The sequence below is a fragment of the Acrocarpospora corrugata genome, assembly GCF_009687845.1.
Taxonomy (GTDB): domain Bacteria; phylum Actinomycetota; class Actinomycetes; order Streptosporangiales; family Streptosporangiaceae; genus Acrocarpospora; species Acrocarpospora corrugata.
This window is the reverse complement of the sequence record NZ_BLAD01000077.1, coordinates 46,847-73,679: the sequence shown is the minus strand read 5'-3', so window position 1 is coordinate 73,679 and position 26,833 is coordinate 46,847. Positions and strand designations below refer to the sequence as shown.

Sequence of the window (26,833 nt, the reverse complement as noted above, 5' to 3'; positions counted from 1 at the left end):
CCCCCAACACGCGCCGAACCACTCAGCCGCCCCTCCGCCGAAGGCGGCATCCCCCGATACGACGCACCCCGATCGGCCCCCACACTCCCACCCCGACCGGCCCCGACAGCCGACACCCGCTCAATCTCGGGCAACGCCGCCACCGCCCCAACGTCCGACACCAAGACAGCAGGCTGCGACCCCTCCGCCTGGGGAGCGGCCGTCGCCGCAGTAGCAGGCGGCATCCCAGGACTAACCACCGCCGCAGATGCAAGGCGCGACCCCTCAACCTGAGGCAGAACCGCCACCGCCTCACCATCCGACGCCACACCCGCAGGATCATGCGCGTCCACCTGGGCCGCTGCCCTTTCCGCATCTGAAGTCACAGCATCTGACGTCACAGCGGCCGGCGGCACCTCAGCCCGAGGCAGCGCTGCCGCCCCCTCAACATCCGACGCCACACCCGCAGGATCATGCGCGCCCGCCTGGGCCACTGCTCTCTCCGCATCCGACATCACAGCAAGCTGCGGCACCTCAGCCTGAGCTGTCGCACCGGCACCGGCACCGGCACCGGCACCGGCACCCGCACCCGCACCCGCACCCGCACCCGCACCCGCACCCGCACCCGCACCCGCACCCGCACCCGCACCCGCAGGATCATGCCCGTCCGTCTGAACCACTGCCATCTCCGCATCCGGCGTCACGTCGGGACGAGGAAGTGTTGTCGCCCCCTGAACTTCTGAGGTCGTCGCGGCAGGCTGACGCACTTCAGCTTCAGTCGGAGTCATCGCTGCCTTAGCGTCTGAAGCCACGACGGCAGGCTCCGCCACGCCAACCCGAGTAGAAGCGGTTGCCGCCTCGGCGTCAGGCACGGTAGCGGGCGACGCATGCTCCGCTTCGTGGCGGTGATCCCCTGGGGATGCCTGCGTGGGGGCGTCGGTTACGTCGGGATAGGAGGAGCCCGGGGTGGGCGGCACGACCCACTGGTTGGGAGGGTAGAGGCCGTAAGTCGTGAACGAGGATCTCCCGGAGTTGGCGCCGATCACCGCGCCCAGCACGGCTCCGCCGAAGGTGAGCGCGAGCAGGAAGACCACTCCGAGCAGGCCGTTGACCCACACACCGAACAAGAACGCCACGAAGAGCCCGACCATGAAGCCGACCAGCATGCCGACCCCCGCGCCGAGACCGGCCCGTATCGAGGCTCTGGAAGGCGGCAGGTAGTAGGGGCTGCCCGGAGGCGGCGGCCAACTGTAGCCGGGTCCGGATGGGTTATCCATGGTGGCCTGGGGCTGCGTACCCGGCAGACCCTCCCCAACCGGCTGTTCCGCGGACACCAGTTCCTCCGCGTGAGGGCTAGAAGTACCCGCCTTCGACGCGACCCTCACCGCCGATCTGGGAACTGCCGTCGCCGCCACGGTCACCGTCGACGGGACGGTCACCCCTGAACTCGGAGCCGCCGCTGGCGTGGCGGTCCCCGAAATTGGAGCCGCCATCGGCACCACGCCCGCCGAACCGAGACCCACCGTCGGCGTGGCGGCCCCCGAACTCGAAGCCGCCATCGGCGTGACAGCCCCCGACCCCGGAGCCGCCATCGGCACCACACCCGCCGAACCGGGACCCGCCGTCGGCGTGGCGGCCCCCGAACTGGGAGCCACTGTCGGCGCGACACCCCCCGAGCCGGAAACCACCATCGGCGTGCCGGAACCCAGGCCGGGAGCCCCCGTCGACTCAATGCCCCCCAAGCCGGGACCCTCCGCCGACGCGCCGGTCACTCCCGATCCGGGGGGCATCGTCGCCGCAGCGGCCACGCCCGAGCCGAAAGCCATCACCGACGCCGCGGTCGCGTCCGCGCCGGGGGCCATCACCGATGCAGCGGTCGCGTCCCAGCCGGGGGCCATCGCCGATGCAGTGGCCGCCTCCGCGCAGGGATCCGTCCGGCTCCCCTTCCCGTCGGGTCCGGCGGGCTCGGACGCGCGAATCACCGGGTTCTCGGTGGTCGGCTGGGGGCGGGGGTCCGTGCGGCCGAGCGGCTCGATGGGGTCGGGGTCGGGCCGGGTGCCGGGCATCTGGATTCTCCCTGGGAGTTGGACGAGCATGCGGCAGCCGTACGGCTGGTCGGCGACGCGGATGGTGCCGCCGTGGAGTTCGACGATCTCCTTGACGATGGCCAGGCCGAGGCCGGCGCCGCCGGCGTCGGCGGCGCGGGCGGCGTCGAGGCGGGAGAAGCGTTCGAAGACGCGGGCGCGTTCTGAGGCGGGGATGCCGGGGCCTTCGTCGTGCACGCTGAGCTCGACCTTGGCGCCGACGGTGCGGCCTTCGAGGCGGACGGTGGCGCCGGGCGGGCTGTGCCTTACCGCGTTGTCGAGCAGGTTGGCGAGGACCTGGGCGAGCAGGGCGGGGTCGGCTTCCAGGTGCAGGCCGGGGGTGACGTCGCTGCGGACGGTGACGCTGTCGGTGGCCAGGCCGGCTTCGCGGGCGGCCTGGCCGCAGAGCGAGTCGAGGTCGAAGCGTTCGGCCTCGATCGTGCGGGTGCCGGAGTCGAGGCGGGACAGGTCGAGAAGCTGGGCGACCAGGCGGCCGAGGCGCTGGGTCTGGGCGAGGGCGGTGCCGAGGGTCTCCCGGTCGGGCGGGGAGACGCCGTCGACCACGTTCTCCAGCACGGCCTGCAGCCCGGTGATCGGGGTACGCAGCTCGTGGCTCACGTTGGCGACCAGTTCGCGGCGCTGGCGGTCGACTTCGCCGAGGTCGGCGGCCATCGCGTTGAAGGCGCGGGCGAGTTCGCCGACCTCGTCGCGGGAGGTGGTGGAGACGCGCAGGCCGTACTGGCCTTTGGCGATGGTCTGGGCGGCGGCGGCCATTTCGCGAAGTGGCTTCGTCATCCCCCTGGCCAGGAACTGCACCATGATCACCGCAAGGACGACGGCGATCGCGATGCGCAGGTTGCCGGGAAGGTCCGCGCCCAGACCAAGCTCGTTGACCACGAAGGCGGTCACGACCGCCAGCACGATCACCAGCCCCAGCTTGACCTTGATCCGCCCGAGAAAGTCCAGCGGCCTCATCGGCGGGCCGACGCACTGAAGTCCGGCCCGATACCGGGGTCCGGCCCGATCAAGCTTGGTCCGCTGGCCGGTGCGAATCCGGCCAGCCAGACCGGGGATCCGATGCCATGCATGACCGGTTGGACCCTGGTCCGCCGGGAAAAGTTCACCGAAATCATGGGCGAACCAGGGCGTACCCGATGCCGTGCACCGTCCTGACCACCTCGGAACCGAGCTTTCGGCGTAACGCCCGGACATGACTGTCCACCGTCCGGGTGGCCGCCGCCTCGGAGAACCCCCAGATGTCCGACAGCAGGCGTTCCCGCTCGAACACCTGCCCCGGCCGTTCTGCCAGCCTTCTGAGCAGGTCGAACTCGGTCCGCGTGAGCTGCGCCTCGACCCCCCGGACGAACACCCGCCGCTCGGCGGTGTTGATCTCCACCGGGCCGACCCTGATCACGGTGTCCTCGGCCGCGAGCTGGCTGGCCCGCTCGACCCGCCGCAGCAGCGCGTGAATCCTGGCGACCAGTTCCCGCATGCTGAACGGCTTGGTGATGTAGTCGTCGGCCCCCACCCCGAGCCCCACCAGCACATCGGTCTCCTCCGCGAGCGCGGTGAGCATCAGCACCGGCACCGGCCGGGCCGCCTGCATCCGCCGGCAGACCTCCAGCCCGTCCAGCCCCGGCAGCAGCCGATCGAGCACCACCAGATCGGGCTCCGACTTCGCATAGGCCGCGAGCGCACCCTCGCCATCGCTCGCGACCCGCACCTCGAACCCCTCCGCCACCAGCCGGTTCAGTACCGCCTTCGCGATGGTCTCGTCATCCTCGACCAGGAGGACCCGTCGTTGCTGAGGAGATGCCATGTCGGCAGCGTAGAGGCCTGACGTGCAGAGGAGTTACCCACCTATGTGCAGAAATGGTGCACGCGGCCCGCTCGCGAGATTGTCGGTGGCGGAGGTTACCGTGTTGGTTGTGATCGATGTTGAGGGGTATTTGCGACGGCTGCGGTTGCTCCACGACGGCCCGCCGAGCGTGGCCGGTCTCTTCTCGCTGCAGCGCGCCCATGTCGAGCGAGTGGCTTACGAGAACCTGGCGATCTGGCTCGACCAGCCCACCACCGTGGACCCGGCCGAATCGGCCGGACGCATCGTCGCCGGCCGCGGCGGCTACTGCTTCCACCTCAACGGCGCGTTCTCCGCATTACTGAACGCCCTCGGCTACCAGGTCACCCGCCACTTCGGCAGCGTCCAGGGCTCCCCCGCCTCACCCGCCGGCTCCATCGGCAACCACCTGGTCCTCACGGTCACCGGCCTGCCCACCCCCGACAACCCCACCGGCGAATGGCTGGTCGACGCGGGCCTGGGCGACGCCATCCACGACCCCATCCCCCTCATCCCCGGCACCTACCACCAGGGCCCGTTCGTATACGGCTTACGCCCCTCCGAAGCCGAACCCGGCGGCTGGCGCCTCGACCACGACCCCCGCGGCAGCTTCCACGGCATGGACCTCCGCCCTGGCCCCGTCACCATGGACACCTTCGAAAACATGCACAAACACCTCAGCACCTCCCCCGACTCCTCCTTCGTCCGCACCAGCGCAATCCAACGCCGCGACCCCAACGGCATCGACACCCTCACCGGCCTCTCCCTCCGCCGCCTCGGCCACCACGACACCACCACCCTCCTCGACCGCGAAACAGACTTCTCCGAAGCCCTGGCCGACATCTTCGGCCTCACCATCACCCGCCAGGAACTCACCCACCTCTGGCCCCGCCTCTGGACCGCCCACGAAAAATGGCTAACCACAAAGACCTCATAACCGGCTACACAACCCCGGAATGTAAACGGCCTGCGCCTCTCGCCAGGGGAACCCAAGCGCGCTCGCTGAAACTCGTGGCTAATGAGCCGGCCGCCGGGCTACTCACCGTGTCCGGCGACGTTCACGCAGGTAATAGTCCTCACGCACCGGCGCCCAGGAAGCGCGACCCCTCCCGCGAGGAGTTCTAAGCAGTTCGAGTGCCCGCGTCCGTAGCGGGGGGTTCACGACAGCCACACCGCCGGATATCGAGGGAATCTCCGGCACGGCAAGCTGAGCCTGCGGGACGCCGACCAATCCCGCCTCTCCGCCAAGCAGAGCAGCCTTGAAAGGCGGGCGGTTTAGGGCGATCCACGCAGCAACCACCGCTCGGCTCCACAGCACGCTCGGCCCCACGACCACGTCGGCCCCACTGGCGCGCTCGGCTTCACAGCAGAGGTCGAGTGGTTGTCTGCTGTTAGTGAAATCATCAGCGTTCTTCAGTTTTCATCTTCGATCATCAGCATGGGAAGCTCTCCGAGTGGGCGGCGGAATGGCGTCCACCACCAGACCGCCTGGCAGTGGGCGAAGAACGGGACGATGCCGGTCCCGGTGGTCAAGACCGCCACGGGCCGGTATCTCGTGCTCGAGCAGGCCGCCGACGGACAGGGCCGGACCGTGGCGTACTGCCGCGTCTCCAGCGCCGACCAGAAGGGCGACCTTGAGCGGCAAGCCGGGCGAGTCGTCACCGCCGCCACCGGCATGGGGATTGACGATCGCCGAAGTCGTGACCGAGGTCGGCTCCGGCCTGAACGGCAAGCGGGCGAAGCTGGCCCGCCTGCTGGGTGACCCGTTGGTGTCGGTGATCGTGGTCGAGCATCGTGACCGGCTCACCCGGTTCGGGATCGAGCACCTGTCGGCAGCCCTGGCGGCGACCGGCCGCCGCATCGTCGTCATCGACGACGCCGAGGTTGACAATGATCTAGTGCGGGATATGACCGAGATCCTCACCTCCTTCTGCGCCCGCCTGTACGGCCACCGCTCCGCTTCCCGGCGAGCCAAAGCCGCCCTGGATGCCGCCCGGGAGGCGACGTGAGCGATCGCCAGAGTCTCCGTCAGGGTTTCCGTGTGGCACTCGCGCCGACGCCCGAACAGCGGCGACGGCTCGGCCGGCACGCCGGACTGTCGCGGGTGGTGGAGAACTTCTGCCTGGAGAGGGTCAAGGCCGCTCTCGACCAGCGGGAAGCTGAGAAGTCCTACGGCGTGGCCGACAAGGACCTGGCGCCGGTTCCGTGGTCGGCCCCCGCGCTCGAACGGGCGTGGCGGGCCGCTCACCCAGACCGTTACCCGTGGTTTCTCGATGAGGGCTTGTCCTCCAGGGTGCCGAAGGAGGCGTGCCGGGTCCGCGCTGCCGGGTTCAAGAACTTCTTCGACTCCAGGAACGGAAAGCGCAAAGGCAAGAAGGCCGGGTTCCCGGACTGGCGCAAGCGCAAGCACGGCTCGAGGTTCCGGTACGACGCGGACCGCGCCCGTCCCGAATCGGACCGGCTTGTCCGCCTGCCGGGAATCGGCAAGGTCCGCGCCCTGGAGGGCATGTCGTGGCTGACCGGGCGCATCGCGGACGGACGGGCTCGGCTGCTGGGTGCCACCGTCAAGGAGGTCGCGGGCCGTTGGTGGGTGTCCTTCCAGCTTGAGATCGACCGCAGTGACATCGGCCGGCGGCGCACGGTCGCGAGTGATGCACCCGCATGCGGCATCGACGTGGGCGTGAAGAGGTTCGCCACGATCGTGGATGACGACGGGACCGTTACCGAGATCTACGCGCCCAAGCCGCTCAAGACCGCGTTGCGGAAGCTGCGGAAGGCGAACAAGGCTCTCTCGAGAAAGGCCCACGGCTCCAGCAATCGGGCCGAAGCCGTGAAGCGGCTCGGGAAAGTCCACCTCGAGATCGCCAGCCAGCGGGGCGACTTCCTGCACAAGACCACGACGAGGCTCGCGAGAACCAAGCGGGCCATCGCCGTGGAAACCCTGAACGTCGCCGGAATGGTCAAGAACCGCAGACGCGATCAGCGACCTCGGGTTCGGGGAGTTCTTCCGCCACCTCGAGTACAAGAGCGCTTGGTACGGCTCGAGCGTGTGGGCGGCCGACCGCTGGTTCCCGTCGTCGCGCCTGTGTGGCGGCTGCGGTGCGGTCAACATCGGTCTGACGCTCACCGACCGCGCATGGATATGTGGCTGCGGGCTCGAGCATGACCGGGACGTCAACGCTGCCCGGAACCTGCTGGCCGCGATGAACCTCGAGCAGCAAGCAGCTTAATCGACGTCGCCGGGCAGTTCCCCGGAGACGCTAAACGCCTGTGGAGGCAATGTAAGACCCCGGTCCGCCGGGGCAGCTGCCGGTGAATCAGGAATGAAGATCACTGAGATTCTCCGAACGGTGCGGCTGGAGTCAGATCTTGACGGCTGCTCCGGAGACGGCGATGCCAGTGCTGGGGTCGGTGGGGACGGTCACGGTGATGGTGCTGGGGCGGCCCATGTCATGGCCTTGGTGGATGGTCAGAGTTGTGGGGGGTTGTACGAGTCCTGTTTCTCGCAAGTAGCCGCCGAGGGCGGCGGCGGCTGCTCCGGTGGCTGGGTCCTCTGTGACGCCGCCGGGTGGGAACGGGTTGCGGACGTGGTAGGTCGATGGGGATTCTCGCCACACCAGGTCGATGGTGGTCCAGTCGTTGCGCAGCATCAGCTCGGTGAGGGCGGGCATGTCGTAGGCGAGGTCCGCCAGGCGGGTTCGGGTGGCGGCTGCGATGATCGGGTGCCAGGCGCCGGCGAAAGCAGCGCGGGGCGGGAATGCGGGGTCGAGGTCGTCGGCGGTCCACCGGAGCGCGGCGAGGAGTTCGATCAGATCCGCTGGAGTGATCGGCACGGATCGGGGCGGAACGCTTACCAGCGTGGCCGCGATCGAATCGTCTGCCGTTCGCGTGGTCCGAACGGATACAGGACCGGCTTTGGTGTGGAACAACAGCTCTCCCACTCCATGCCGGTCCGCGTAAGCCACTGCTGTCGCGATCGTCGCGTGGCCGCAGAAAGGCACTTCGATGAGCGGACTGAAATACCTGACGTCAAAACTTCCGTCCGCGCGGGCCGACACGAACGCGGTCTCGGAATAGCCGACTTCCTCGGCTGTCGCCAACATCACGGAATCATCGAGTCCCGCGGCGTCCAGCACGACACCGGCCGGATTCCCGCCCGCAGGATCACTGCTGAACGCCACGTACCGCTGAATTTCCATGACTGAACGGTATCCAAAGGCGCCCGGCAGAAGGAGACGAGCCGCTACCCGGTGCCAGTGTCAGATACATCCGTCGGGGAAGTTCGGGTGACCAGGGTCCCGAGGGCTGGGAAGTAGCACCGGCCCTCTGGACGGCGACGACCGGGAGGCCGAAGGAGCCGCTTATCCGGCGCCATTGTCAGGTGCCCCTGGTCGGGAGGGTTCGGGTGCCCAGGGAGGGAAGGTGGTAGCCGCCCTCCTGGACGGCGACGGTGGGGCCGACAGGGGCGGCTATTCGGCGCGCCAGTCAGGTGGACAGGCCGTGGAGGGTTTCGGTTACCAGGGTGCCTAGGGAGGGGAGGTGGTAGCCGCCCTCTTGGATGGCGACGGTGGGGAGGTTGAGGGAGGCGAGGATTGTGCCGGTTTGGTGGTAGCCGGAGGGGGTGATGCGGAGGGGGCTTTCTGGGTCGTCGGCGGCGGCGTCTACGCCGAGGGAGACGACCAGGGCTTCGGGGGCGAAGGATTCGGTGGCGTCGCGGAGGCGGGTGAGGGCGGCGAGCCAGGTGGGGTCGGCGGATTCGGGGGCGAGAGGGATGTTGAGGGTAGTGCCGCGGGCGGGGCCGGTACCGGTTTCGTCGGCGAAGCCGAAATAGTGGGGGAACCAGCCTGCGGCGGGGTCGATGTGGGCGGAGCCATAGAAGACGTCGGGGCGGTTCCAGAAGATGGCCTGGGTGCCGTTGCCGTGGTGGGCGTCGATGTCGATGATCGCGACTTTGGCGTAGCCGTGGTCGCGGAGGGCTTGGGCGGCGATGGCGGCGTTGTTGAGGTAGCAGGAGCCGCCGTAGCCGGCGGGGGTGGCGTGGTGGCCGGGGGGACGGCAGAGCGCGTACGCCACGCGTTCGCCGGCGGCGACCAGGTCGGCGGCGGTGAGCGCGGCGTCGACGGCGGCCCGGGCCGCCGGCCAGGTGCCGGGGCCGACCAGGGTCATCGTGTCGTAGCAGTAGAGCCCGGCGCGGGCGTGGGTGGCGACCGGGTCGTGGGCGGGCATTCCGGCGAGCATCGCCTCGGTCGGGAACACGTAGGGCACGACGCGGTCAGCGCCGTAATCCGGGTGGTATCCGCCGTCGTCCCACTTCTGCCAGATCTCCCGGAGGTGCGCGACGAACTCCGGCCGGTGAACGGCGAGCAGGGCCTTGTCGTCATGCGCGACCGCCTCCACGATCGGGATCCCGTCCGCCGCCAGCGTGTCGCGGATCACGGTGACCCGTTCGGCGACCTCGGTCCCAGGCGTCCGCACACCGATCCAGATTTCCGCCCCCGGCATATGCGCCAGCGTTTCGGGCGACCAAATCGCCGTCGTCATGACTCCAACGCCTCTTGGCCAGATGGCCGCAATCGCCGATCCCCCGGCCGTGCGTAGCTGGTCGTCATGACCGCGACCTCGCTTGGCCCGATGGGCGGACGCGCCAATCCCCCAGCCGAGTAGCGAATCGTCACGACGAGGACCTCCCTTGACCCGATGAGCGGACGCGCCAATCCCCCAGCCGCGCGGAGCGAATCGTCATGACGCGGACAAGCCGATCCCCCGGCCAGGCGTGGCACGTTGTCATGACGGCCCCTCGTGGGCGGATGGGCGGAAGAAGCGGTCGAGGACGCGGGCGCCGAATTCGAGGGCGTTGACGGGGACGCGTTCGTTGATGCCGTGGAACATGGCGTTGTAGTCGAAGTCGGCAGGGAGGGCCAAGGGGGCGAAGCCGTAGGTGACGATGGATAGTTCGTTGAAGGCTTTGGCGTCGGTGCCGCCGCTCATGACGTACGGGATGGGGAGGGCTTCGGGGTCTTCGGCGATGAGGGAGGCGCAGAGTGCGTCGAAAGTGGGGCCGCCAGGGTCGGCTTCTGGGGCGTCTTCGAAGCAGACGAATTCGCGGGTGATTTTGGGGCCGAGGAGTTTGTCGATGGTGGTCAGGAATTCGTCGCGGGAGCCGGGGAGGAAGCGGCCGTCGACCTGGGCTTCGGCGGAGCCGGGGATGACGTTGACCTTGTAGCCGGCGTTGAGCATGGTGACGTTGGCCGAGTTGCGGAGGACGTGTTTGAAGAGTTCGCCGACTTTGCCGAGGCGCTCTGCTTCTGCGTCGAGGTCGGTGAGGTCGAGTGGGCGGCCGAGGGCGGCGGAGATGCCGTCGAGCATGCTGCGCACGCCGGGCGTGAGTTGCAGGGGCCATTCGTGGGAGGCCAGGCGGGACATCGCGTGGCAGATCTCGGCGACGGCGTTGTCGGTGGCGCGGAGGGAGCCGTGCTGGGCGATGCCGCGGGCGCGCAGGCGCATCCAGGCCATGCCCTGCTCCCCGACGGCGACGGGGTAGAGGCGTTTGCCGTCGTGGACGACGCTGTAGCCGCCGTCCTCGCTGATCGCTTCGCGGACGCCGGTGAACAGGTCGGGATGCTGTCGGGCCAGGTAGTAGGAGCCGTACTCGCCGGTGGCTTCCTCGTCGGCGGTGAAGGCGAGGACGAGGTCGCGGTCGGGGCGGACCCCGGCGCGCGCCCAGTCGGCCACCATGGCGAGGGTCATCGCGCAGGTGCCCTTCATGTCGACCGCGCCGCGACCCCAGACGACGCCGTCCACGATCTCGCCGGAGAACGGGTGGATCGCCCAGTCTTCGGCGGCGGCGGGAACCACGTCCAGGTGCCCGTGGATCAGGAACGGATCACCGGATCCCGTCCCCGGGACGCGGGCGACCACGTTGGAGCGGCCTTTCGAGCTTTCCAGGATCTGGGCTTCGACGCCGCAGTCCGAGAGCAGGGTGGCGACGTACTCGGCGGCGGCGCGCTCGCCCCGCCCCCGGTTGTCACCTTCGTTGGTGGTGTCGATCCTGATCAGGTCGGAGCAGATGGTGCCGATGTTCATGCGAGCACACAGGCGGCGTGGTGGCCGCGGTCGGGGGGCAGCACGGGCTGGGGCTCCTTCTCGCAGCGGGCGGCGACTTCGGCAGGCAGCCCGGCGGCATAAACAGGGCAGCGCGGGCGGAACCGGCAGCCGGTGGGGATGCGGGACGGGTCGGGCGTCTCCCCGACGAGGACGATGGGGGCTTGCCGTGCCACTTCGGGCACCACGGAGAGCAGCGCTTTCGTGTACGGATGACGCGGGGCCATCAGCACTTCGGCGGTGTCGCCCGTCTCGACGATCCGGCCGAGATACATGACGGCGACCCGATCGGCGATGTTCCAGGCAAGCCCCAGGTCATGGGTGACGACCAGGACCGACAACCCGAGTTCGTCGCGCAGTTTCAACAGCAACGCCAGGATCTCCCCACGTACGGACGCATCGAGGGAGGAAACCGGCTCATCGGCGACGAGCACGTCGGGTTCGAGGACGAGCGCACCCGCGATGACCACGCGCTGCCGCTGCCCCCCAGACAACTCATGCGGATATTTCATGAAAAATCGCTCGGGCGGGCGGAGGCCGGCCTTCGACAGCGCCTCGGCCACCCGCACTTCCTCCCCGTCGGAGACGCCGTGGATCCGCAACCCCTCCGCCACCGCCTCATACACGGTGTGCCGGGGATTCAGCGACCCGCTCGGATCCTGCAGCACCAGCTGCACATGCCGCCGGAACTCCTTCAGATCCCCCCGCGAATACCCGAGCGGCCGGGCGCCGTACTCGACCTTCCCCGCGGCGGGCTTCACCAGCCCGAGCAGGCTCCGCGCCAGCGTGGTCTTCCCGCACCCCGACTCCCCGACCAGCGCCACGATCTCCCCGGCGCCGATCTCCAGATCCACCCCGTCCACCGCCCGAGCCGCCCCGAACCGCACGCAAACCCCACGCGCCGCCAGCGCCACATCCGGCGAAACCGAAGCCGAGCTCATCGGGCACCTCGCAGATCCAGGCCGGTCTCCCCGGCACGCACGCAGGCGGCGCTCCGATCGGGGGACAGCTCCGACAAAGCCACCTCAGTAGTCGCGCACCCATCCAGCGCGACCGGACACCGCGGATGGAACTCGCACCCGCCCGGCAGATCTCCAGGAAACGGCGGATCCCCCGGCAGCCCTCGCGGCGCGTACCGGAACCGCTCATCCCCAACCCGGGGAAAGGCCCCGGCCAGCGCCGCACTGTACGGATGCCGCGAATCATCGAACACCGCCGAAGCCGGCCCCTGCTCGATCACCCGCCCGGCGTACATGACCGCGACCCGGTCACACGTCGTCCCCAGCACCGACAGATCATGCGAGATCAGCACCAGCGCCAGCCCCAGATCCCGGACCAGCCCGGACAGCAGCTCCAGCACCTGCGCCTGGACCATCACGTCCAGCGCGGTCGTCGGCTCGTCCGCGATCACCAGCCGGGGTCTGCACGCCAGCGCCAGCGCGATCATCACCCGCTGCCGCTGCCCGCCAGACAGCTGGTGCGGATAGTCGCGGGCCCGCCGCGCCGGCAACCCGACCTGTTCGAGCAGCTCACCCACCCGCCGGTCGGCCTCCCGCCTGGAGGTCTTCGGCTCGTGCAGCAGGATCGGCTCGGCGATCTGCCGCCCGATGTTCTGCACCGCGTTCAGCGAATGCAGCGCCCCTTGGAACACGATCGACGCCTCGGCCCACCGTATTGCCCGGAGCCGCCCGAACGACATCCCGTACACGTCCTCGCCGTCGAGCAGCACCTGCCCCTCGACCTTGGCCGATCTCGGCAGCAGCCGCAGGGCCGCGTTCGTGATCGTGGACTTGCCGCAGCCGGACTCCCCGGCGATGCCGAGCACCTCCCCGGGCGACACCGACAGGTCGACGCCGCGCACGGCGGGCACGTCCCCGCCGTAGGTGACCCGCAGGCCCTTCAGCTCCAGAAGACTCATCAGCCCTCCTTCAGACGCGGGTTGAGCACGACTTCGAGCGCCCGCCCGACCAGGGTGAACGCCAGCACGACCAGCACCACGCAGATCCCGGGCGGCAGCACGAACCACCATTCGCCGTTGGACATCGCCCCGGTCCCGTACGCGCTGTCGAGAATGTTCCCCCACGACTGCTGGGTCGGATCGCCGAGCCCGAGAAACGACAACGTGGTCTCGGACAGGATCGCGATCGACACGGTCAGCACGACGTGCGCGACCACGACCGGCATCACGTTCGGCAGCACATGCCGCGTCATCTGATGCCAGTCCCCGGCCCCGAGCGCCTTCGCCCGTTCCATGTACGGCCGGGACCGCACGCTCAACGTCTGCGCGCACACCAGCCGGGCCGTACCGGGCCAGGAGGTGACCCCGATCACGATGATGATGTTGACCAGGGACGCGCCCAGCACGGTCGCCAGCACGATGGCCAGCGGCAGGAACGGGATCACCAGGAACCAGTCGGTGAACCCCATCAGCAGCGAGCGCGCCCAGCCGCCGTAGAACCCTGCCATGATGCCGACCAGGGTGCCGATCACGATGGCGATCGCGGTCGCGGACAGGCCGACGATCAGCGACACCCGGGTGCCGTGCACCAGCAGGGTCAGGATGGACAGGCCGTTCTGGTCGGTGCCGAGCCAGTAGTCGGCCGACGGCGGCTGGTGGCCCTTGGCGGTGGCCTTGGCCACGTTGAGCCCGTCCGGGTCGGCCAGCAGCGGCGCGAAGATCGCGATCAGCGCGAACACGGCCAGGATGGCGAGGCCGGCGATGGCGGTGTTGTGGGAGCGGAAGTCCCGCCAGAACCGGGCGAGGGTGCTCCGGCGGCGGGCCCAGGTGATCGACCTGGCCGAGGTGGGGGTCGTCATTGGGAGCTCACCCTCGGGTCGAGCACCGCGTACAGCAGGTCGGCGAACAGCGTGAACACGACCACCCCGATGGAGAACAGCAGGAAGACGGCCTGGAGGAGGGGGATGTCGGGCCCGCGCAGCGCCTCGTAGGAGAGCAGCCCGAGGCCGGGCCAGGAGTAGACGGTCTCGACGGTGATCGCGCCGCCGATCACGAAGCCCAGGTTGAGGAAGATCAGGGTCATGGTCGGCAGCAGCGCGTTGGGGACCGCGTGCCGCCGCCGGACCAGGTCCTCGCGCAGCCCTTTGGCGCGGGCGAGTTGCAGGTAGTCCTGCCGGAGCTCGTCCACCAGGGAGGCTCGCATGATCGAGGTGTATTCGGCCAGGTAGACGATGGCCAGCGCGGTCACCGGCAGCACCATGTGCCAGGCGGTGTCCAGAATCGTGTCCAGCAATCCGGTCACGCCCGGGGTGGAGATGCCGCCGCTCGGGAAGAACGGGAGCGCGATCAGCAGGACCATGCCGACCCAGAACTCCGGCATCGCGTAAAGGGTGTTGGTGGTGCCGGTGGTCCACCGGTCGAAGGTGCCGCCGCGCCGCCAGCCGCTGCGGATGCCCAGCCAGACCCCGGCCACCGAGGCGATCAGGATCGAGGTGCCGACCAGCAGCACGGTCGGCCAGACCCGCTCGCCGACCAGCTCCCAGACCGGGCGGTTGAACCGGACCGAGTTGATGGTGCTGGCGAACGGGTTGGACAGGTATTCCAGGAACTGGGCGCCGACCGGCCGGTTGAGCTGGGCGCGCAGTTTGACCAGCTGCTCGGGGGCCATGTTGCGGCCCCGGGAGTAGAGGCCGATGGGGTCGCCGGGCAGCAGCCGGAACAGGAAGAAGTTGAAGACCAGCACGAACAGCAGGGTGCCGAGCGACCAGCTGATCTTCCTGATCACGTAGCCCCGGGTTCCGGTGAGGAACGGTGTCTTCACCGGACCCGGGTCCGGTGAAGACACCGTGGCGGTCGCCATCGGCTATTCCCGCTCGTCCGCGTCAGCCGTACGGCGGCGGCGGGCCACCAGCACTCCGGCCACCGCCACCACCGCGAGGCCGCCGACGACCACGGCGATCAGGGCGGGGCTCATGCCGCCGTCCTCGGCCGCCGCGGCCGCGGCCGGGGAGGTGGCCTTGACGGGCTCGATGGTGAGGTAGGAGTGGATGCCGTACTGGAACAGCAGTGAGCCGTCGGGGGCAGGCTGCGGGACGAAGCCGGTCCACTTGTCGCTGCGGTAGGCGACCATGTCGTTGTAGTAGTAGGTCATCGCGTACGCGGCGTCGTCGTAGACCATCTGCTGCATGCGCTTGGCGAGTTCGGCCCGCTTGGCGGGGTCGGTCTCGCCGGCCTGCTGCTCGTAGAGTTTGTCGTACTCGGGGTTGCAGTAGAACGAGTCGGACAGGTCGGCGAAGATCGAGTCGCCGTCCTTGTAGCTGCGCTTGCCGCAGGTGAAGACCGACATCTGGTAGTCGGGGTCGGGTTCGACCACCCAGCCCCACTCGAACATGTCGTACTCGCCCTGGCCGATGATCTCGGTGAGCGCGTCCTCGGACATGACCTTGACGTTGACCTCGATGCCGATGTCCTTGAGCCAGGTTTTCACGAACTCGCCGGTGGCCTCCGACTCGGCGCCCTCCCGGACGAACAGCCGCAGCTCCAGCTTCTTGCCGTCCTTGGCGCGGACGCCGTCGGCGCCCTTCGGGTAGCCGGCCGCGTCCAGGATCTGGTTGGCCTTGGCCGGGTCGAAGGTCTGCTTGGTGGCGGGGTCGAGGTGCAGGGCCGGGTACATCGGCGGGATGAAGGTGTCGGCGGGCGAGCCGTGGCCCTGCAGCACGCGCTCGACCAGGACGTCGCGGTCGATGGCCTGCGAGATGGCGAGGCGGACCTGCTTGTCCTTGAGCGCGGGGTGGCCGTCGCCGATGGGGGTGCCGTCGGCGAGGGCGGCGCCGTTATTGAAGGCGATCTCGTTGAAGCCGGGGTACTGGGAGCTTCTGGTGGTGATGCCGGGCTTGTTCTTCAGCGATTCGTAGACGTTGCTCTGCAGGTCGTACGCGAAGTCGATCTCGCCCCGGGTGAGCGCCTGGGCTTCGGCGTCGGCGTTGAGGAAGACCCGGAAGACCAGCTCGTCGATCTTGGGCGCGCCGCGCCAGTACTCCTTGTTCGCCTCGAACCGGAGGAACTGCCCCTTACGCCGCTCGACCAGCCGGAACGGGCCGGAGCCGACGATCGGCTGGCCGTTCTCGGGCTCGTTGGCGAAGGATTTGACCTCGGTGCCGTCGATGTCCTTCCAGATGTGCTCCGGCAGGATCGGGATGGCCAGCCGTTCCATGATCGGCGTCGGCTTCTTCACGTACAGCACCAGGGTCGTGTCATCGGTGGCCTCGGCCCGCTCGATGTTGGTGACGTAGTTGCCGTAGTTGGTCTGCTCGAAGTCGCCCTTGATGACCCGGTTGTAGGTGTAGGCGGCGTCCCGGGCGGTCAGCGGCTGCCCGTCCGACCATTTCACCCCGGCGCGGATCTTGTAGGTCCAGCTCTTCTTGTCGGGCGCCTCCTGGTACGACTCCGCCAGGCTGGGCATCGGCGAGACGTCCTCGGGCTTGGAGCTGACCAGGTAGTCGTACATCAGGGCGTAGGACTCGTACGCCTCGACCACGATGCCGGTGAACGGATTCGTCGAGTCCACATCGGACTGGATCCCGACGGTGAAGGTGACTTTGCCCTGCGCGGGGGCCGGCGCCTGGGCGAGTGCGGTGGCGGCCGGGGCCGCCAGCAGCCCGGCGGCGATCGCGACGCTCAGAGCTCTTCTGACGAGGTGGTGCATATCGTCCTCCGGGGGCGGGAGTCGATCCGTGACATTGACTGGTCAATCAGTCGGTGGGGTTTGTACTGTCCTGCCATGACACAGCCACCCATCGCCCCCCGTATACCGGTGGTGCACCGGTTGCACGGTATCGAGCGAATCGACGACTACGACTGGATGCGGGACCCGGAGGCGGCGCGCGAGACGTTGCTCGCCGAACGGCGGCATTATGCGGCGGAGACCGCCCATCTGGCCCCCTTTCAGCAGGTTCTCACGGCCAAAATGGCTGGACGGACGCCTGAGACTGAGTCTTCAGTCAGTTGGCGTCATGGGGCATTTGTCTACTACACCCAGATTGAAACTGGAAGGGAGTTTGGTGACTTCTTTCGAAAGCGTGATGGTTCCGACCCTGGTTCTGTGCTGCTGAATCTCGACGAGCTGGCAGCGGCGGGCTACGTGGAGTTGGGGGTCCGGGAGGTGAGCCCGTGCGGGCGGTTCCTGGCCTATTCGGTGGATACGAGCGGAGACGAAGTCTACGAGCTGCGGTTCCGTGACCTGGACACCGGCGATGATCTTCCGGATCGGGTGCCCGGGACGTACTACACGGGGGCGTGGTCTGCGGATTCGTCCAGTTTCTTCTACACGGTGGTGGATGACTGTTACCGGCCCTACGAGGTGCGGCGGCACGTGCTCGGGGGGACCGAGGAGGCCGTCGTCCTGACCGAGCCGGATCGGCGGTTCGAGGTGACGGTGGAGGCCACCCGCTCGGGGGCGTACGTGTTGATCACCGCCGCCAACCGGGACACCACCGAGGTCTGGCTGGTCCCGGCCGCGACCCCGGAGGCCGAGCCGCGCTCGGTGCGTGGCCGCCGTCCGCGGGTCGAGTACCGGGTGGACCACGACGCGACCAACGACCGCCTGATCATCACCACGGACGACGGCTGGGCGGAGTTCCGGGTGCTGGCCGGCGACGACGACCTGATCGCCCCCAACGAGGGCGAACGCGTCTACAAGACCGACTGCTTCGCCGGATATATCGTCATAACGTTGCGCAGGGGCGGGGAGCCGCTGCTCCGCGTGGTCCCGCTCGACGGGACCGGGCCGTGGGAGATTCACCCGGAGACCACGGCCGGCCGGATCGAACTCGTGCACAACCACGACTACGACGCGACCGAGATCCTCATCGAGACGGGCTCCTACAGCGAGCCCACCCGCTGGTCGACGGTCAACCTCGCCACCCGCGAACGCGAGGTACGCAAAACCGCTGAAACCCCCGGCTACGACCCGGCCGACTACGTCAGCGAACGCCACTGGGCCCCCGCCCAGGACGGCGTCCTCATCCCGGTCACCGTCGTCCGCCGCCGCGACGTCCCCCTCGACGGCACCGCCCCCTGCCTGCTGTACGGCTACGGCGCCTACGAAGCCGTCTTCGACTTCGTCTGGGACGCCCCGCTCTCCGTCTTCCTGGACGAAGGCGGCGTCTTCGCCCACGCCCACATCCGCGGCGGCGGCGAACTGGGCCGCGCCTGGTGGCAGGCCGGCCGCCTGGCCGCCAAGCCCGCCACCTTCTCCGACCACGTCGCGGTGGCCTCCTGGCTGGAGGACAAGGTCAGCGCGATCGCCACCCGCGGCCTCTCCGCGGGCGGCCTCCTGATGGGCGCCGTGTACGGCATGCGCCCCTGGTCCGCCGTCATCGCCGAGGTCCCGTATGTGGACGTGGTCACCACGATGCTCGACGACACGATCCCGCTCACCGTCAACGAGTGGGAGGAGTGGGGCGATCCTCGCAAACCCGCGGACTTCGCGTACATGCTCGCCTACAGTCCGTACGACAACATCCCCAAGACCGACACCCCGCTGCTGGTCACCGGTGCCGTCAACGATCCCCGCGTCCTCGTCCGCGAGCCCGCCAAATGGGTGGCCAAACTCCGCGCCCACGGAGCGAACGTGCTGTTCCGGGTCGAAGTCGAGGAGGGTGGGCATAGCGGGCCGACTGGCCGATACGCCCACCTCGCCTACGAAGCGGAGATCTACGCCTTCGTCTTGGACGCGCTCAGAGCGTCTCCCGGAGCTCGCGTTTGAGGATTTTGCCCACCGCGTTGCGCGGCAGCCCGTCCACGATCTCCAGCCGCTCCGGCAGCTTGTAGGAGGCGATGCCGGCGGCCCGGAGGAACTCGACCACGGACTCCAGCGTGATCTCGGTGTCCGGCTTGGTCACCACCAGCGCGCAGACCCGCTCGCCGAGCACCTCGTCGGGGTAGCCGATCACAGCGGACTCGGCCACGGCGGGGTGCCCGGCCAGCAGGGCCTCCAGCTCGGCCGGGGCGATGTTCATGCCGCCGCGAATGACCAGATCCTTGGTCCGATCCACATACCGGAGGTAACGGTCGCCGGCCAGCTCGAAGACGTCCCCGGTGATCAGGTAGCCCTCGTCGTCGAACGGGTCCGCGTCAGCCGTACCGGCCAGATAACCGGCGAAGACCGTCGGGCCGGACAGGCGGAGTTCGCCGGGCACGCCCTCGCCGGTGACCTCGGTGCCGTCGGCGGCGACCAGTCTGACCTTGGTGCCGCCCAGGGTGCCCGGCCAGCTGGTGTCCGGCGCGTCCGGGCGGGGGAAGAACCGGGCCCGGTCGTCCGGGTCGGGCATGGTCGCCGGGTCCGACAGCAGCGCGATGCCCTCGTTCGAGCCGAAGAAGTTGATGATCGCGATGCCGTGCTTCTCCTGCCAGCCGCGCACCATCGGCGGCGGCAGCGGGGCCGAGCCCGAGCCGATCCTGGTCAGCGAGGAGATGTCGAACTGGGCCAGGACCTCGGGCTTGTGCAGCAGCAGGGTGAGCAGCGCGGGCGGCGCGAGCGTGTAGGTGACCCGCTCGGCGGCGATCTGGGTGAGATAGACGGGCAGCTCGAACGGCTGGTGCTGGACCAACGTGCAGCCGGTACGCAGCCAGGGCAGGAAGACCCCGCCGATGCCGGCCATGTTGACCATCGGGAACGGGTTGAGTATCACGTCGTCGGCGGTGAGCTGAACCGCCTCCGCGCAGGTCCAGCCGACCGCGAGCCAGTCGTAGTGGCAGCGCGGCACCCCCTTCGGGGTGGCCTCGGTGCCGGAGGTCCAGCAGATCGTGACGCAGTCGTTGGGGTCCCGCTCGAAGGTCTTCAGGTGCGCGTCCAGCGCGGCCGGGTCCGCGGTCGCGCTCTCCAGCTCACCGCCCCAGGCCAGCACCGACCGCAGGGACGGTACGGCCAGCTCCAGGATGCCCGGCGCCCGATCGGCGGCGGTGACGAACACGCTCACATTGGCGAGCTCACCGAGCTGGGTGAGCTCATACTGCCGGTACTGCACCGGGAACGGGGTGAGGATGGCGCCGATCCTGACCCCGGCCAGCAGGGTCACCGTCAGTTCGACGCTGTTGGGCAGCTGGACCGCCACCACGTCGTCCACGCCGACGCCCTGCCCGAGCAGCACCCCGGCCACCCGGTCCACTTCGGCGTCCAGCTCGGCCCAGGTCAGCCGTTTGGCGACGCCGCCCATCAGGGCGGGCTTGTTGGGCGGGTCGACCACCGCGACCGCGTCGGGCCGCTCAGCCACCCGCGCCCGTAACAGCTCGTCGATCGTGTCGCCGGTCCACCAGCCTTCGCCGGTGTAACGCTCCACGTGGTCTTTCGGGTGCAGCCTCATCGCGACTCCCGCGCTCGATTTCCCGCGACCCTACGAAAGCCACCGCCCACGGTCAACATATGCCGACCTATAAGGCGAAATCAGGTGATGAAGTGGACCTCGCGGCGTTCCAGCTTGCCGCCGCAGTCCGAGCAGAGCAGCACCGGGGTGAGGGCCGCGCCGCACGAGTGGTGGGTGATGGTGAGCTCGGAACCGGCCGGCGCGGGCAGCTCGCGCTGCGCCCAGGAGACCAGGAACGCGAAGACCTTGAAGAAGGCCAGGCCGCGCTCGGTGAGCCGGTAGTTGCCGCCGCCGAGCTGGAAGACGCCCAGTTCGACGAAGCGGCGCAGCCGGTCGGTGAGCACCGAGGGCGCGATGCCCAGCTCGGTCTGGAAGTCGCCGAACCGGCGCGCGCCGAGGAAGGCGGCGGCCAGCACGCTGGTGCTCCAGCGGTCGCCGAGTATCTCCATCGAGTCCGGGCAGTAGCCGATGAAATCGGTCCTGGTGGCGATCGTCCTGCGGTGCTGCCGGGGCAGCCCGACCCGGGCGAAGGTGGCCAGCGGCCCCCGCACGGTCCGGGTGTCGCGCGCTGTCATACCCTCCCGGCAGCCGCCGCAGGCCAGGTAGGCCCGCACGTCCCGGCCGCAGACGTCGTGCACGAGCGGCGGCAGCGGCCGATCGGTCCAGTCCCGCTCCCAGGAGTGGATGGCGACCAGCAGCGACCACAGGTCGAGCCCCCGGTCGGTGAGCCGGTATTCGTTGCGGGTGCGGCCGTTCCGGTAGGCGGCCGTGGTGAGGATCCCGTGAGCCAGGAGTTCCTTCAGCCGGGAGGCCAGCACCGACTCGGAGATACCCAGTTCGTCCCGCCAGCCGGCGAAGGTGCGCACCCGGAGCAGGAAGGCGCGTTGCAGGATCAGCAGGACCCAACGATCACCGAGTATGGCCAGGGCCTGCCCGATCGCACTGAGTTCTACCGGTGTCGTTCGCTCGGCTACGGCGGTCGTGGTCTGTACGCCCGGCATGGGAACTCCGGTCTTTCTGAACTCGGGTGGAAAGAGTCCACTCTAAAGGCTTATTGACTAGCTGACTTTTGTTATCGTAGTGTCCTATCATGGCACAACCCATGGTGATCATGGACGAGTCCGGCGAGCCGAACCCGTATCTCCTCGGCGTGTACGCACCGGTCCAGGACGAGGTCACCGCTGCTGACCTCAAGGTCATCGGGGCGATCCCGGCCGACCTCAACGGCGTCTACCTGCGCAACGGCCCGAACGCGCGGTTCCCCATGCGGGGGCGGTACCACTGGTTCGACGGCGACGGCATGGTGCACGCGATGCACTTCGAGGACGGCCGGGCTCGATATCGAAACCGGTATGTGCGCACCAAGGCCTTCCAGGCCGAGACCGACCGGTCATTGTGGACCGGGGTGATGGAGAACCCCAAGGGCAATCCGTTCGGGAACACCCGCGGGCTTAACCTCAAGGACTCCGCCAATACCGACCTGGTCTACCACCGGGGCAACGTGCTGGCGACCTGGTATCTGTGCGGGTCGCCGTACCGGCTGGATCCGCTGTCGCTGGAGACGCTCGGGGTGGAGACCTTCCTCGACACGCTGACCGGCGACTTCATGGCGCACCCGAAGGTGGACGAGCGGACCGGGGAGCTGTTCTGGTTCGACTACGGGCCGCGCCGGCCGTATCTGCGGTATGGGGTGGTCGGCGCGGGCGGCGCGGTGGAGCACTGCGTGGAGCTGGAGATCCCGGGCGCGCGGCTGCCGCACGACATGTCCATCACCGAGAACTATTCGATCCTGATGGACCTGCCGCTCTACCAGGACATGGACGCCGCCCGGCAGGGCCGGTACAAGCTGACCTTCAACCGGGAATTGCCGTCCCGGTTCGGGGTGATCCCCCGGCGCGGCGCGGCCGGCCAGATCCGCTGGTTCGACGCGCGGCCGTGCTACATCTACCACGTGGTCAACTCGTGGGAGAGCGGCGAGGAGATCATCCTGGACGTCTGCCGGGTCAGCCGCCCGGCCCCCAAGGGCGACGGCGGCCCGCTGGCCCGCATGATCTCCTACCTGAAGCTGGACGCCCGGCTCTACCGGTACCGCTTCAACCTGGTCACCGGCCGGACCAGCGAAGGTTACCTGGACGGCGACCACAACACCGAGTTCCCCAGCATCGACGTCCGCAGAACCGGTCGCCAGAGCCGCTACTCCTACAACGTCTCCGTCGCCGACGCCGACACCAACCTGTTCGACGGCCTGGTCAAGTACGACAACGTGACCGGGGCCAAGCAGGAGTACTACTACGGCGAGCACCGTTACGGCAGCGAGGCCCCCTTCGCCCCCCGCGACGGCTCGACCGGCGAGGACGACGGCTACCTGGTCAGTTTCGTCACCGACGAACGTGAAGGCTCCTCCGAGGTCCAGATCCTGGACGCGGCGGACATCGCCAAGGGCCCGATCGCCAGGGTCCTGCTGCCCCAGCGGGTGCCGCTCGGCTTCCACGCCACGTGGGTCCGCGCCGACCAGTACCGGACGACCCCATGAAGCTGACCGTCTCCCTCGGCCTCTGGCAGGACCGGCCCCCCGAGGAGGCGCTGATGACCGCGCGGGCCGCCGACGAACTCGGTTACCCCGGGCTGTGGGTCGGCGAGATGGCCACCTACGATGCCTTCGCCCTGGCCACCGCCATCGGCGCGGCCACCGCCAGGATCCCTTTGACCATCGGCCCGCTGGCCGTCGCCGTCCGCGACCCCATGATGATCGCCATGGGCGCGGCCTCGGTCGCCGCCCTCACCGGCCGCCCGGTCGGGGTCGCCCTGGGCACCTCCAGCCCTGTGGTGGTCGAACGCTGGCACGGCCGCCCCCACGCCGGCTCCACCAGAGCCCTGTCCGAGGCCGTCGACGCGCTGCGCCCCCTCCTGGACGGCGTGAAATCCGACCATCCGCGCAGCCAGGGCTACCGCCTGCGCCTCCCGGCCCCCCACTCGGAGCTGACGGTCGCCGCCTTCGGCCCCGCCGCCGTCCGCATCGCGTCCCGCGCCGACCGCATGGTCCTCAACCTGATCACCCCCGCCTCGGCCGCCCGCCTGGTCGCCGACCTCCGCGCCGTCACCGGCGCCACCCGGGTGGCCGCCTGGGTGACGGCCGCGGCCGACCCCGACCGGTCCGCCATCGAACAGATCCGCCGCGCCGTCGTCGGCTACCTCGCCGCCCCCGGCTACGGCGAGATGTTCGCCGAGGCGGGCTTCGGCGACATCGTCGAGTACGCCAGAACCCGCCCCCACCCCCGCGAACTCCTCACGGCCGTCCCCGACAAACTCATCGAGTCCGTCGCCCTGCTCGGCGACCGCGCTGCCATCGAGTCCCGGCTGGCCGAATACGCCAACGCCGGCGTGGACGAGGTGGCCCTGGTCCCGGCGAGCACCGACCACGACCCCGGCGGAGTCCGCACACTGCGTGCCCTCGCCCCGCTGGGCGGCTGAGCTCAGCTGGGCGGGTTCAGCTGGATTATCGGGCGCTGAGCGGGACGGTCCAGTGGTGCCGTCGGCAGGCTGGGCGGCCGGCGGACCGGGCCGAGCGGCGGCAGGTCGATCGTCCCGCGGTCGCTCAGCGCCATCGCCCAGTGGCCCGCGTCCGGGCGGGTGCCGCACGGGCACGCGGCGTCCGCGAACCTCTTCGCGACCTCCGCGATGACCCGGTCCGGGAGGCCGGGGACGAAACTCAGCGGATCGCCCGGCCGGATGTCGGGCGAGCGGGTCAGGATCCGGGTGATCAGGAGAGCGAGCTTGTAGCGATCGGTGTCCTGATCGGGTCCGGTCGGCGGTTGCCGGGGGTCGTCCCAGTCCGGCGTGGCCGGTTGGACCATGACCGGTCGGCGGCCTTGAATACGCACGCCGTCGCAGTCGAGCAGGAAAATGCCGACCGGGGTCTCCGACCAGAGCAGGTTGTTCATGGAGATGTCGCCGACGACCAGGCTTTTGGCGTGCAGGAGCTGGAACAGGGACGCGATCTGGCGGGCGACTTCGAGCCGCCCGGTCGCGTCGAGCGGGACGATGCTCTCCCAGAGCGGCTTGGGTGGATACATCAGGAACTGCGCTTCACGGAGTTTGAGTCCGGCCGCCTGTTTGCCCATGAAGGGGGGCCGGACCCGGGCCATGATGAAGCCTTTGACGCCGCTGCCGTCCACTACTCGGGCCAATGGCCAGGCGGCCTGCCGTAGCAGCCGCTCCCGCTCGCTGGGCGGCAACCGTCCCGGTAGTGCCACCAGATCGGCGAGCGCCGCCGCGTTCACCGCCGCCGGGGAGAGGTACTCCTTGTAGACGAAGCCCGCGCCGTGCTTCTTCAGTTCATGGACCGCGCCTTGTCCGCCGACGCCCAATTTCGCCCCGAGAGACAGCGAGCTCACCGGTAGGTCCGATCCGTCGGGCCATGCCAATGCGCTCACCTGCCCCAGACGCAGACGGCCGTCCGGTCGTCGCCGAAGGACTTGGCCCGGAAACTGAGCTGCCAGGCGAACTCCAGCAGGCCGGGCACCGCTTCGCGCCGCCACCAGCTGGACATCTGGGCTCGCACGTCCTCGTTGCGCATGGGATTCACCAGGCCGTCCGTACACACGACCAGGACGTCCTCGGCGCCGAGCTGGACTTCCGCACTGGCCACCGAGGAGAAATGGGTGGGCAGCGCGGCGGTCGCCGTGTCCGAGATGGGCCCTGTGTCATGGCTGTCGTCCCAGAGGCCGGTGAAGGTCTCGTCCCGGAGCAGCAGGGCGGCGCTGTCGCCCACCCCGAACGCCAGGCAGCGGCGCGGCGCGCCGGGCGGCGTCAGTTCGACGAGGGCGGCGACCAGGGTGGTGGAGAGGGCCTTCGGCTCCATGCCCCAGTTCTGGGCCAGCACGGTCATCCGGTGCGCGATGCTTTCGAAAAGCTTCTGGGCGGCCTCGCTCCCCTGGCCTTCGGTGAGCATCGGTTCGATGTGCTGCCCGATCTCCTCGTGCAGAGTCCGGCACGCCAGCATCGACCCTCGGTGCGAGAAGGGCTGGCTCCCCACGCCGTCGGCGGCACAGACCAGCAGCACCTCGGAGGTTCCGGGACCGGAGAGGGTCCACATCCCCATCGCGTCCTGCCGGACCTCCTTCTGGTAACGGTGATCGTCACCGCGGATGGACGCCCCCCGCACGGTCAGGCCGGGAAAGTCGGCGCCGTCGATGACGGTGTCCTGACCCCCTTTCCAGGTCGCCGGAAGCCCACGGGGGATCCCCGCTTTCACGTGCGGATTCCCGTAGTTCACCGGGCCGGCGAACTCGGGGCTCTCCGGAACCTCTTTCTTCGGCACGAAGTCCACCGCGGGAGCGGGCTCCTGCATCTTCGAGAACTTCATATGACATCGGCGGGGATGGTGGTGAAACCGGGGACCGTGTCGGGCATCGCGAGACTCATGGCGCCCGTGGCGTTGGCCGAGGTCCCGGAGTTGACGATGGACCTGATCAGGGACTGGGCGAACTCCTGCAGCGCCTTCGCCGGGCTGAGCGAGCCATCGGCGACGAATCCGCGCACCGTGGCCACCTGCTGAATGATCGTGGTGTCCGCCCTGCCCGAATCCAAAAGCGAGGATGTTGGGGCGCGGACCCCAGCCGGGGTCGGTCAGCCGCTGGTAGGCGGCCGGCCATTCGGCATTGTCATTGGGGTGGCCGTCGGTCAGGAAGAACACCGCGGGCCGGAGAACCTGGTGGCCGTCGGCCTTCAGCTTCGCCACATCCTGCGTGATCGTGTCGCGGACCAGGTCGAACGCCTCCTTGTAGTTCGTGCCACCAGAAGCGTTCAGTCCGGGTACGGAGGAGACGTTGCTCAGATCCGAGAGCGGCAGCAGCACCTGGGCCTGGTGGTTGAAGCTGATCAGCGCGAAGCGGGTCTTGTCCGCGACCACCGGGTTGCCCCCGATCTCCTGATGGAGTTCGGGCAACGACTTGTTGATCGCGTCGATCGGGGCCCCGTTCATGGACGAGGACTCGTCGCACACGAGATAGAAAGGCAGGACCTGCTGGCTCATTGACATGCCTCCAGGGCTTATTTGTTGAAGAAGAGATAGATCTGCAGCTCCACCGCGCCATCGGTTCCGCCGATGAGCTGGAAATCGCGGGTGGCGACATCGCGGAACAGTTCGCGGTCGACTCTGGGGAGCAGTTTGTTGACCGACTTGGCGAAGTCCTCGCCCCCGCTGACCACGGCGCCGAACGTCAGGACGATTCCGGCCGTGCGGTCCTTGAGTTCGGGATGAGATTTGATGGCCCGTCTCAGCGCCCCAATCGCCGAACGTGAGCCCTTTCTCGGATCGACTCTGAGTGAGACCTTGATGTAGCGACGCTCCAGTGCCAGCCGCGTCGGTTTCGGATTGAGTGACGGGGAGACGGTCGGCTCGACCACGGGAAGCGGCGGCGGCTCCTGGGTGCCGAGCACCACGATCGAGAACGCCAGCAGCAGGTCCGCGAAGAGCCAGCCGGCGATGGCCGGCACCGCGATCCTGGGA

General features: G+C 68.9%; 21 protein-coding genes and 3 pseudogenes. 7 read left to right on the top strand and 17 right to left on the bottom strand.

Annotated elements, in window-relative coordinates:
• Both Acor_RS45640 and Acor_RS30745 read right to left on the bottom strand, forming a co-directional pair.
• On the bottom strand, positions 1–3,038 hold a 3,038-nt coding region (locus Acor_RS45640; RefSeq protein WP_281353280.1), incomplete at its 3' end, for an ATP-binding protein.
• A gap of 154 nt (positions 3,039–3,192) precedes the next feature.
• Positions 3,193–3,882, bottom strand: a complete 690-nt coding sequence (locus Acor_RS30745) for a response regulator transcription factor (RefSeq protein ID WP_155340266.1) — start codon at positions 3,880–3,882, stop codon at positions 3,193–3,195.
• A 109-nt stretch (positions 3,883–3,991) separates the two neighbouring features.
• Between Acor_RS30745 and Acor_RS30740 the strand changes: the two genes are divergently transcribed.
• The 4 genes and pseudogenes from Acor_RS30740 (at position 3,992) to Acor_RS44860 (ending at position 7,130) form a co-directional block, all read left to right on the top strand.
• Positions 3,992–4,837: an arylamine N-acetyltransferase family protein gene (locus Acor_RS30740; protein ID WP_218034580.1), complete on the top strand. Its 846-nt coding sequence runs from the start codon at positions 3,992–3,994 to the stop codon at positions 4,835–4,837.
• A gap of 501 nt (positions 4,838–5,338) precedes the next feature.
• Positions 5,339–5,909 (top strand): annotated as a pseudogene (locus Acor_RS30735) (IS607 family transposase).
• Positions 5,906–6,814, top strand: a pseudogene (locus tag Acor_RS30730) (RNA-guided endonuclease InsQ/TnpB family protein); the annotation flags it as partial. The pseudogenes Acor_RS30735 and Acor_RS30730, both read left to right, overlap by 4 nt.
• A 133-nt stretch (positions 6,815–6,947) precedes the next feature.
• Positions 6,948–7,130: a zinc ribbon domain-containing protein gene (locus Acor_RS44860; protein ID WP_246239351.1), complete on the top strand. Its 183-nt coding sequence runs from the start codon at positions 6,948–6,950 to the stop codon at positions 7,128–7,130.
• A 132-nt stretch (positions 7,131–7,262) separates the two neighbouring features.
• On the opposite strand, the gene Acor_RS30725 is transcribed toward Acor_RS44860, so the two are convergent.
• From Acor_RS30725 to Acor_RS30690, 8 genes are all read right to left on the bottom strand, one after another.
• A complete protein-coding gene (locus Acor_RS30725; RefSeq protein WP_155340264.1) occupies positions 7,263–8,099 on the bottom strand; it encodes a PhzF family phenazine biosynthesis protein in 837 nt (278 codons plus the stop codon).
• A gap of 286 nt (positions 8,100–8,385) precedes the next feature.
• Positions 8,386–9,441, bottom strand: coding sequence for a histone deacetylase family protein (locus Acor_RS30720; protein WP_155340263.1), 1,056 nt, complete (start codon positions 9,439–9,441; stop codon positions 8,386–8,388).
• 243 nt (positions 9,442–9,684) lie between these two features.
• Positions 9,685–10,983: a M20/M25/M40 family metallo-hydrolase gene (locus Acor_RS30715; RefSeq protein WP_155340262.1), complete on the bottom strand. Its 1,299-nt coding sequence runs from the start codon at positions 10,981–10,983 to the stop codon at positions 9,685–9,687.
• The gene (locus tag Acor_RS30710) at positions 10,980–11,942 is read right to left on the bottom strand and encodes an ABC transporter ATP-binding protein (protein ID WP_155340261.1); all 963 of its coding nucleotides are present in this window, start codon (positions 11,940–11,942) and stop codon (positions 10,980–10,982) included. Before Acor_RS30710 ends, Acor_RS30715 begins: the two co-directional genes overlap by 4 nt.
• On the bottom strand, positions 11,939–12,922 hold the full coding sequence (locus Acor_RS30705; protein ID WP_218034582.1) for an ABC transporter ATP-binding protein: 984 nt from the start codon (positions 12,920–12,922) through the stop codon (positions 11,939–11,941). Before Acor_RS30705 ends, Acor_RS30710 begins: the two co-directional genes overlap by 4 nt.
• Positions 12,919–13,818: an ABC transporter permease gene (locus tag Acor_RS30700; RefSeq protein WP_155340259.1), complete on the bottom strand. Its 900-nt coding sequence runs from the start codon at positions 13,816–13,818 to the stop codon at positions 12,919–12,921. Before Acor_RS30700 ends, Acor_RS30705 begins: the two co-directional genes overlap by 4 nt.
• Entirely contained in the window at positions 13,815–14,780 is a 966-nt protein-coding gene (locus Acor_RS30695) for an ABC transporter permease (RefSeq protein ID WP_218034579.1), read from the bottom strand. The genes Acor_RS30700 and Acor_RS30695 overlap by 4 nt, the downstream gene beginning before the upstream one ends.
• 42 nt (positions 14,781–14,822) lie before the next feature.
• Positions 14,823–16,664 (bottom strand): ABC transporter substrate-binding protein, encoded by a 1,842-nt coding sequence (locus Acor_RS30690; RefSeq protein WP_155340257.1) that lies wholly within the window; start codon positions 16,662–16,664, stop codon positions 14,823–14,825.
• A gap of 75 nt (positions 16,665–16,739) precedes the next feature.
• Between Acor_RS30690 and Acor_RS30685 the strand changes: the two genes are divergently transcribed.
• Positions 16,740–18,725 (top strand): S9 family peptidase, encoded by a 1,986-nt coding sequence (locus tag Acor_RS30685; RefSeq protein ID WP_155340256.1) that lies wholly within the window; start codon positions 16,740–16,742, stop codon positions 18,723–18,725.
• Here Acor_RS30685 and Acor_RS30680 read toward each other — a convergent pair.
• Both Acor_RS30680 and Acor_RS30675 read right to left on the bottom strand, forming a co-directional pair.
• Entirely contained in the window at positions 18,697–20,322 is a 1,626-nt protein-coding gene (locus Acor_RS30680) for a class I adenylate-forming enzyme family protein (RefSeq protein WP_155340255.1), read from the bottom strand. The two genes, Acor_RS30685 and Acor_RS30680, sit on opposite strands and share 29 nt — an antisense overlap.
• Positions 20,323–20,402: 80 nt before the next feature.
• Positions 20,403–21,323 (bottom strand): winged helix-turn-helix transcriptional regulator, encoded by a 921-nt coding sequence (locus Acor_RS30675; RefSeq protein WP_155340254.1) that lies wholly within the window; start codon positions 21,321–21,323, stop codon positions 20,403–20,405.
• 89 nt (positions 21,324–21,412) lie between these two features.
• On the opposite strand from Acor_RS30675, the gene Acor_RS30670 reads away from it, so the two are divergent.
• Both Acor_RS30670 and Acor_RS30665 read left to right on the top strand, forming a co-directional pair.
• Positions 21,413–22,855, top strand: a complete 1,443-nt coding sequence (locus Acor_RS30670; RefSeq protein WP_155340253.1) for a carotenoid oxygenase family protein — start codon at positions 21,413–21,415, stop codon at positions 22,853–22,855.
• A complete protein-coding gene (locus Acor_RS30665; protein WP_155340252.1) occupies positions 22,852–23,793 on the top strand; it encodes an LLM class F420-dependent oxidoreductase in 942 nt (313 codons plus the stop codon). The genes Acor_RS30670 and Acor_RS30665 overlap by 4 nt, the downstream gene beginning before the upstream one ends.
• A gap of 2 nt (positions 23,794–23,795) precedes the next feature.
• On the opposite strand, the gene Acor_RS30660 is transcribed toward Acor_RS30665, so the two are convergent.
• The 5 genes and pseudogenes from Acor_RS30660 to Acor_RS30645 all read right to left on the bottom strand — a co-directional run bounded on the left by Acor_RS30660 (position 23,796) and on the right by Acor_RS30645 (position 26,820).
• Positions 23,796–24,716 (bottom strand): hypothetical protein, encoded by a 921-nt coding sequence (locus Acor_RS30660; protein WP_155340251.1) that lies wholly within the window; start codon positions 24,714–24,716, stop codon positions 23,796–23,798.
• A 35-nt stretch (positions 24,717–24,751) separates the two neighbouring features.
• The gene (locus Acor_RS30655) at positions 24,752–25,672 is read right to left on the bottom strand and encodes a protein phosphatase 2C domain-containing protein (RefSeq protein ID WP_170317147.1); all 921 of its coding nucleotides are present in this window, start codon (positions 25,670–25,672) and stop codon (positions 24,752–24,754) included.
• 11 nt (positions 25,673–25,683) lie between these two features.
• Positions 25,684–25,872: a hypothetical protein gene (locus Acor_RS44855; protein ID WP_246239354.1), complete on the bottom strand. Its 189-nt coding sequence runs from the start codon at positions 25,870–25,872 to the stop codon at positions 25,684–25,686.
• Positions 25,873–25,960: 88 nt separating this feature from the next.
• A pseudogene (locus Acor_RS44850) lies at positions 25,961–26,305 on the bottom strand (vWA domain-containing protein); the annotation flags it as partial.
• Between the two features lie 68 nt (positions 26,306–26,373).
• Positions 26,374–26,820 carry a hypothetical protein gene (locus tag Acor_RS30645; protein ID WP_155340249.1) on the bottom strand — a complete coding sequence of 149 codons (447 nt, stop codon included), beginning with the start codon at positions 26,818–26,820 and terminating at the stop codon, positions 26,374–26,376.
• Positions 26,821–26,833: the final 13 nt, after the last annotated feature.

Coding starts and splice junctions, on each gene's coding strand:
- Acor_RS30680 (WP_155340255.1), bottom strand. CDS start 20,322: ATGAGGCTGCACCCGAAAGACCACGTGGAGCGTTACACCGGCGAAGGC.
- Acor_RS30670 (WP_155340253.1), top strand. CDS start 21,413: ATGGCACAACCCATGGTGATCATGGACGAGTCCGGCGAGCCGAACCCG.
- Acor_RS30710 (WP_155340261.1), bottom strand. CDS start 11,942: ATGAGCTCGGCTTCGGTTTCGCCGGATGTGGCGCTGGCGGCGCGTGGG.
- Acor_RS30715 (WP_155340262.1), bottom strand. CDS start 10,983: ATGAACATCGGCACCATCTGCTCCGACCTGATCAGGATCGACACCACC.
- Acor_RS30720 (WP_155340263.1), bottom strand. CDS start 9,441: ATGACGACGGCGATTTGGTCGCCCGAAACGCTGGCGCATATGCCGGGG.
- Acor_RS30690 (WP_155340257.1), bottom strand. CDS start 16,664: ATGCACCACCTCGTCAGAAGAGCTCTGAGCGTCGCGATCGCCGCCGGG.
- Acor_RS30700 (WP_155340259.1), bottom strand. CDS start 13,818: ATGACGACCCCCACCTCGGCCAGGTCGATCACCTGGGCCCGCCGCCGG.
- Acor_RS30725 (WP_155340264.1), bottom strand. CDS start 8,099: ATGGAAATTCAGCGGTACGTGGCGTTCAGCAGTGATCCTGCGGGCGGG.
- Acor_RS30675 (WP_155340254.1), bottom strand. CDS start 21,323: ATGCCGGGCGTACAGACCACGACCGCCGTAGCCGAGCGAACGACACCG.
- Acor_RS30665 (WP_155340252.1), top strand. CDS start 22,852: ATGAAGCTGACCGTCTCCCTCGGCCTCTGGCAGGACCGGCCCCCCGAG.
- Acor_RS30655 (WP_170317147.1), bottom strand. CDS start 25,672: ATGCAGGAGCCCGCTCCCGCGGTGGACTTCGTGCCGAAGAAAGAGGTT.
- Acor_RS30745 (WP_155340266.1), bottom strand. CDS start 3,882: ATGGCATCTCCTCAGCAACGACGGGTCCTCCTGGTCGAGGATGACGAG.
- Acor_RS30685 (WP_155340256.1), top strand. CDS start 16,740: ATGACACAGCCACCCATCGCCCCCCGTATACCGGTGGTGCACCGGTTG.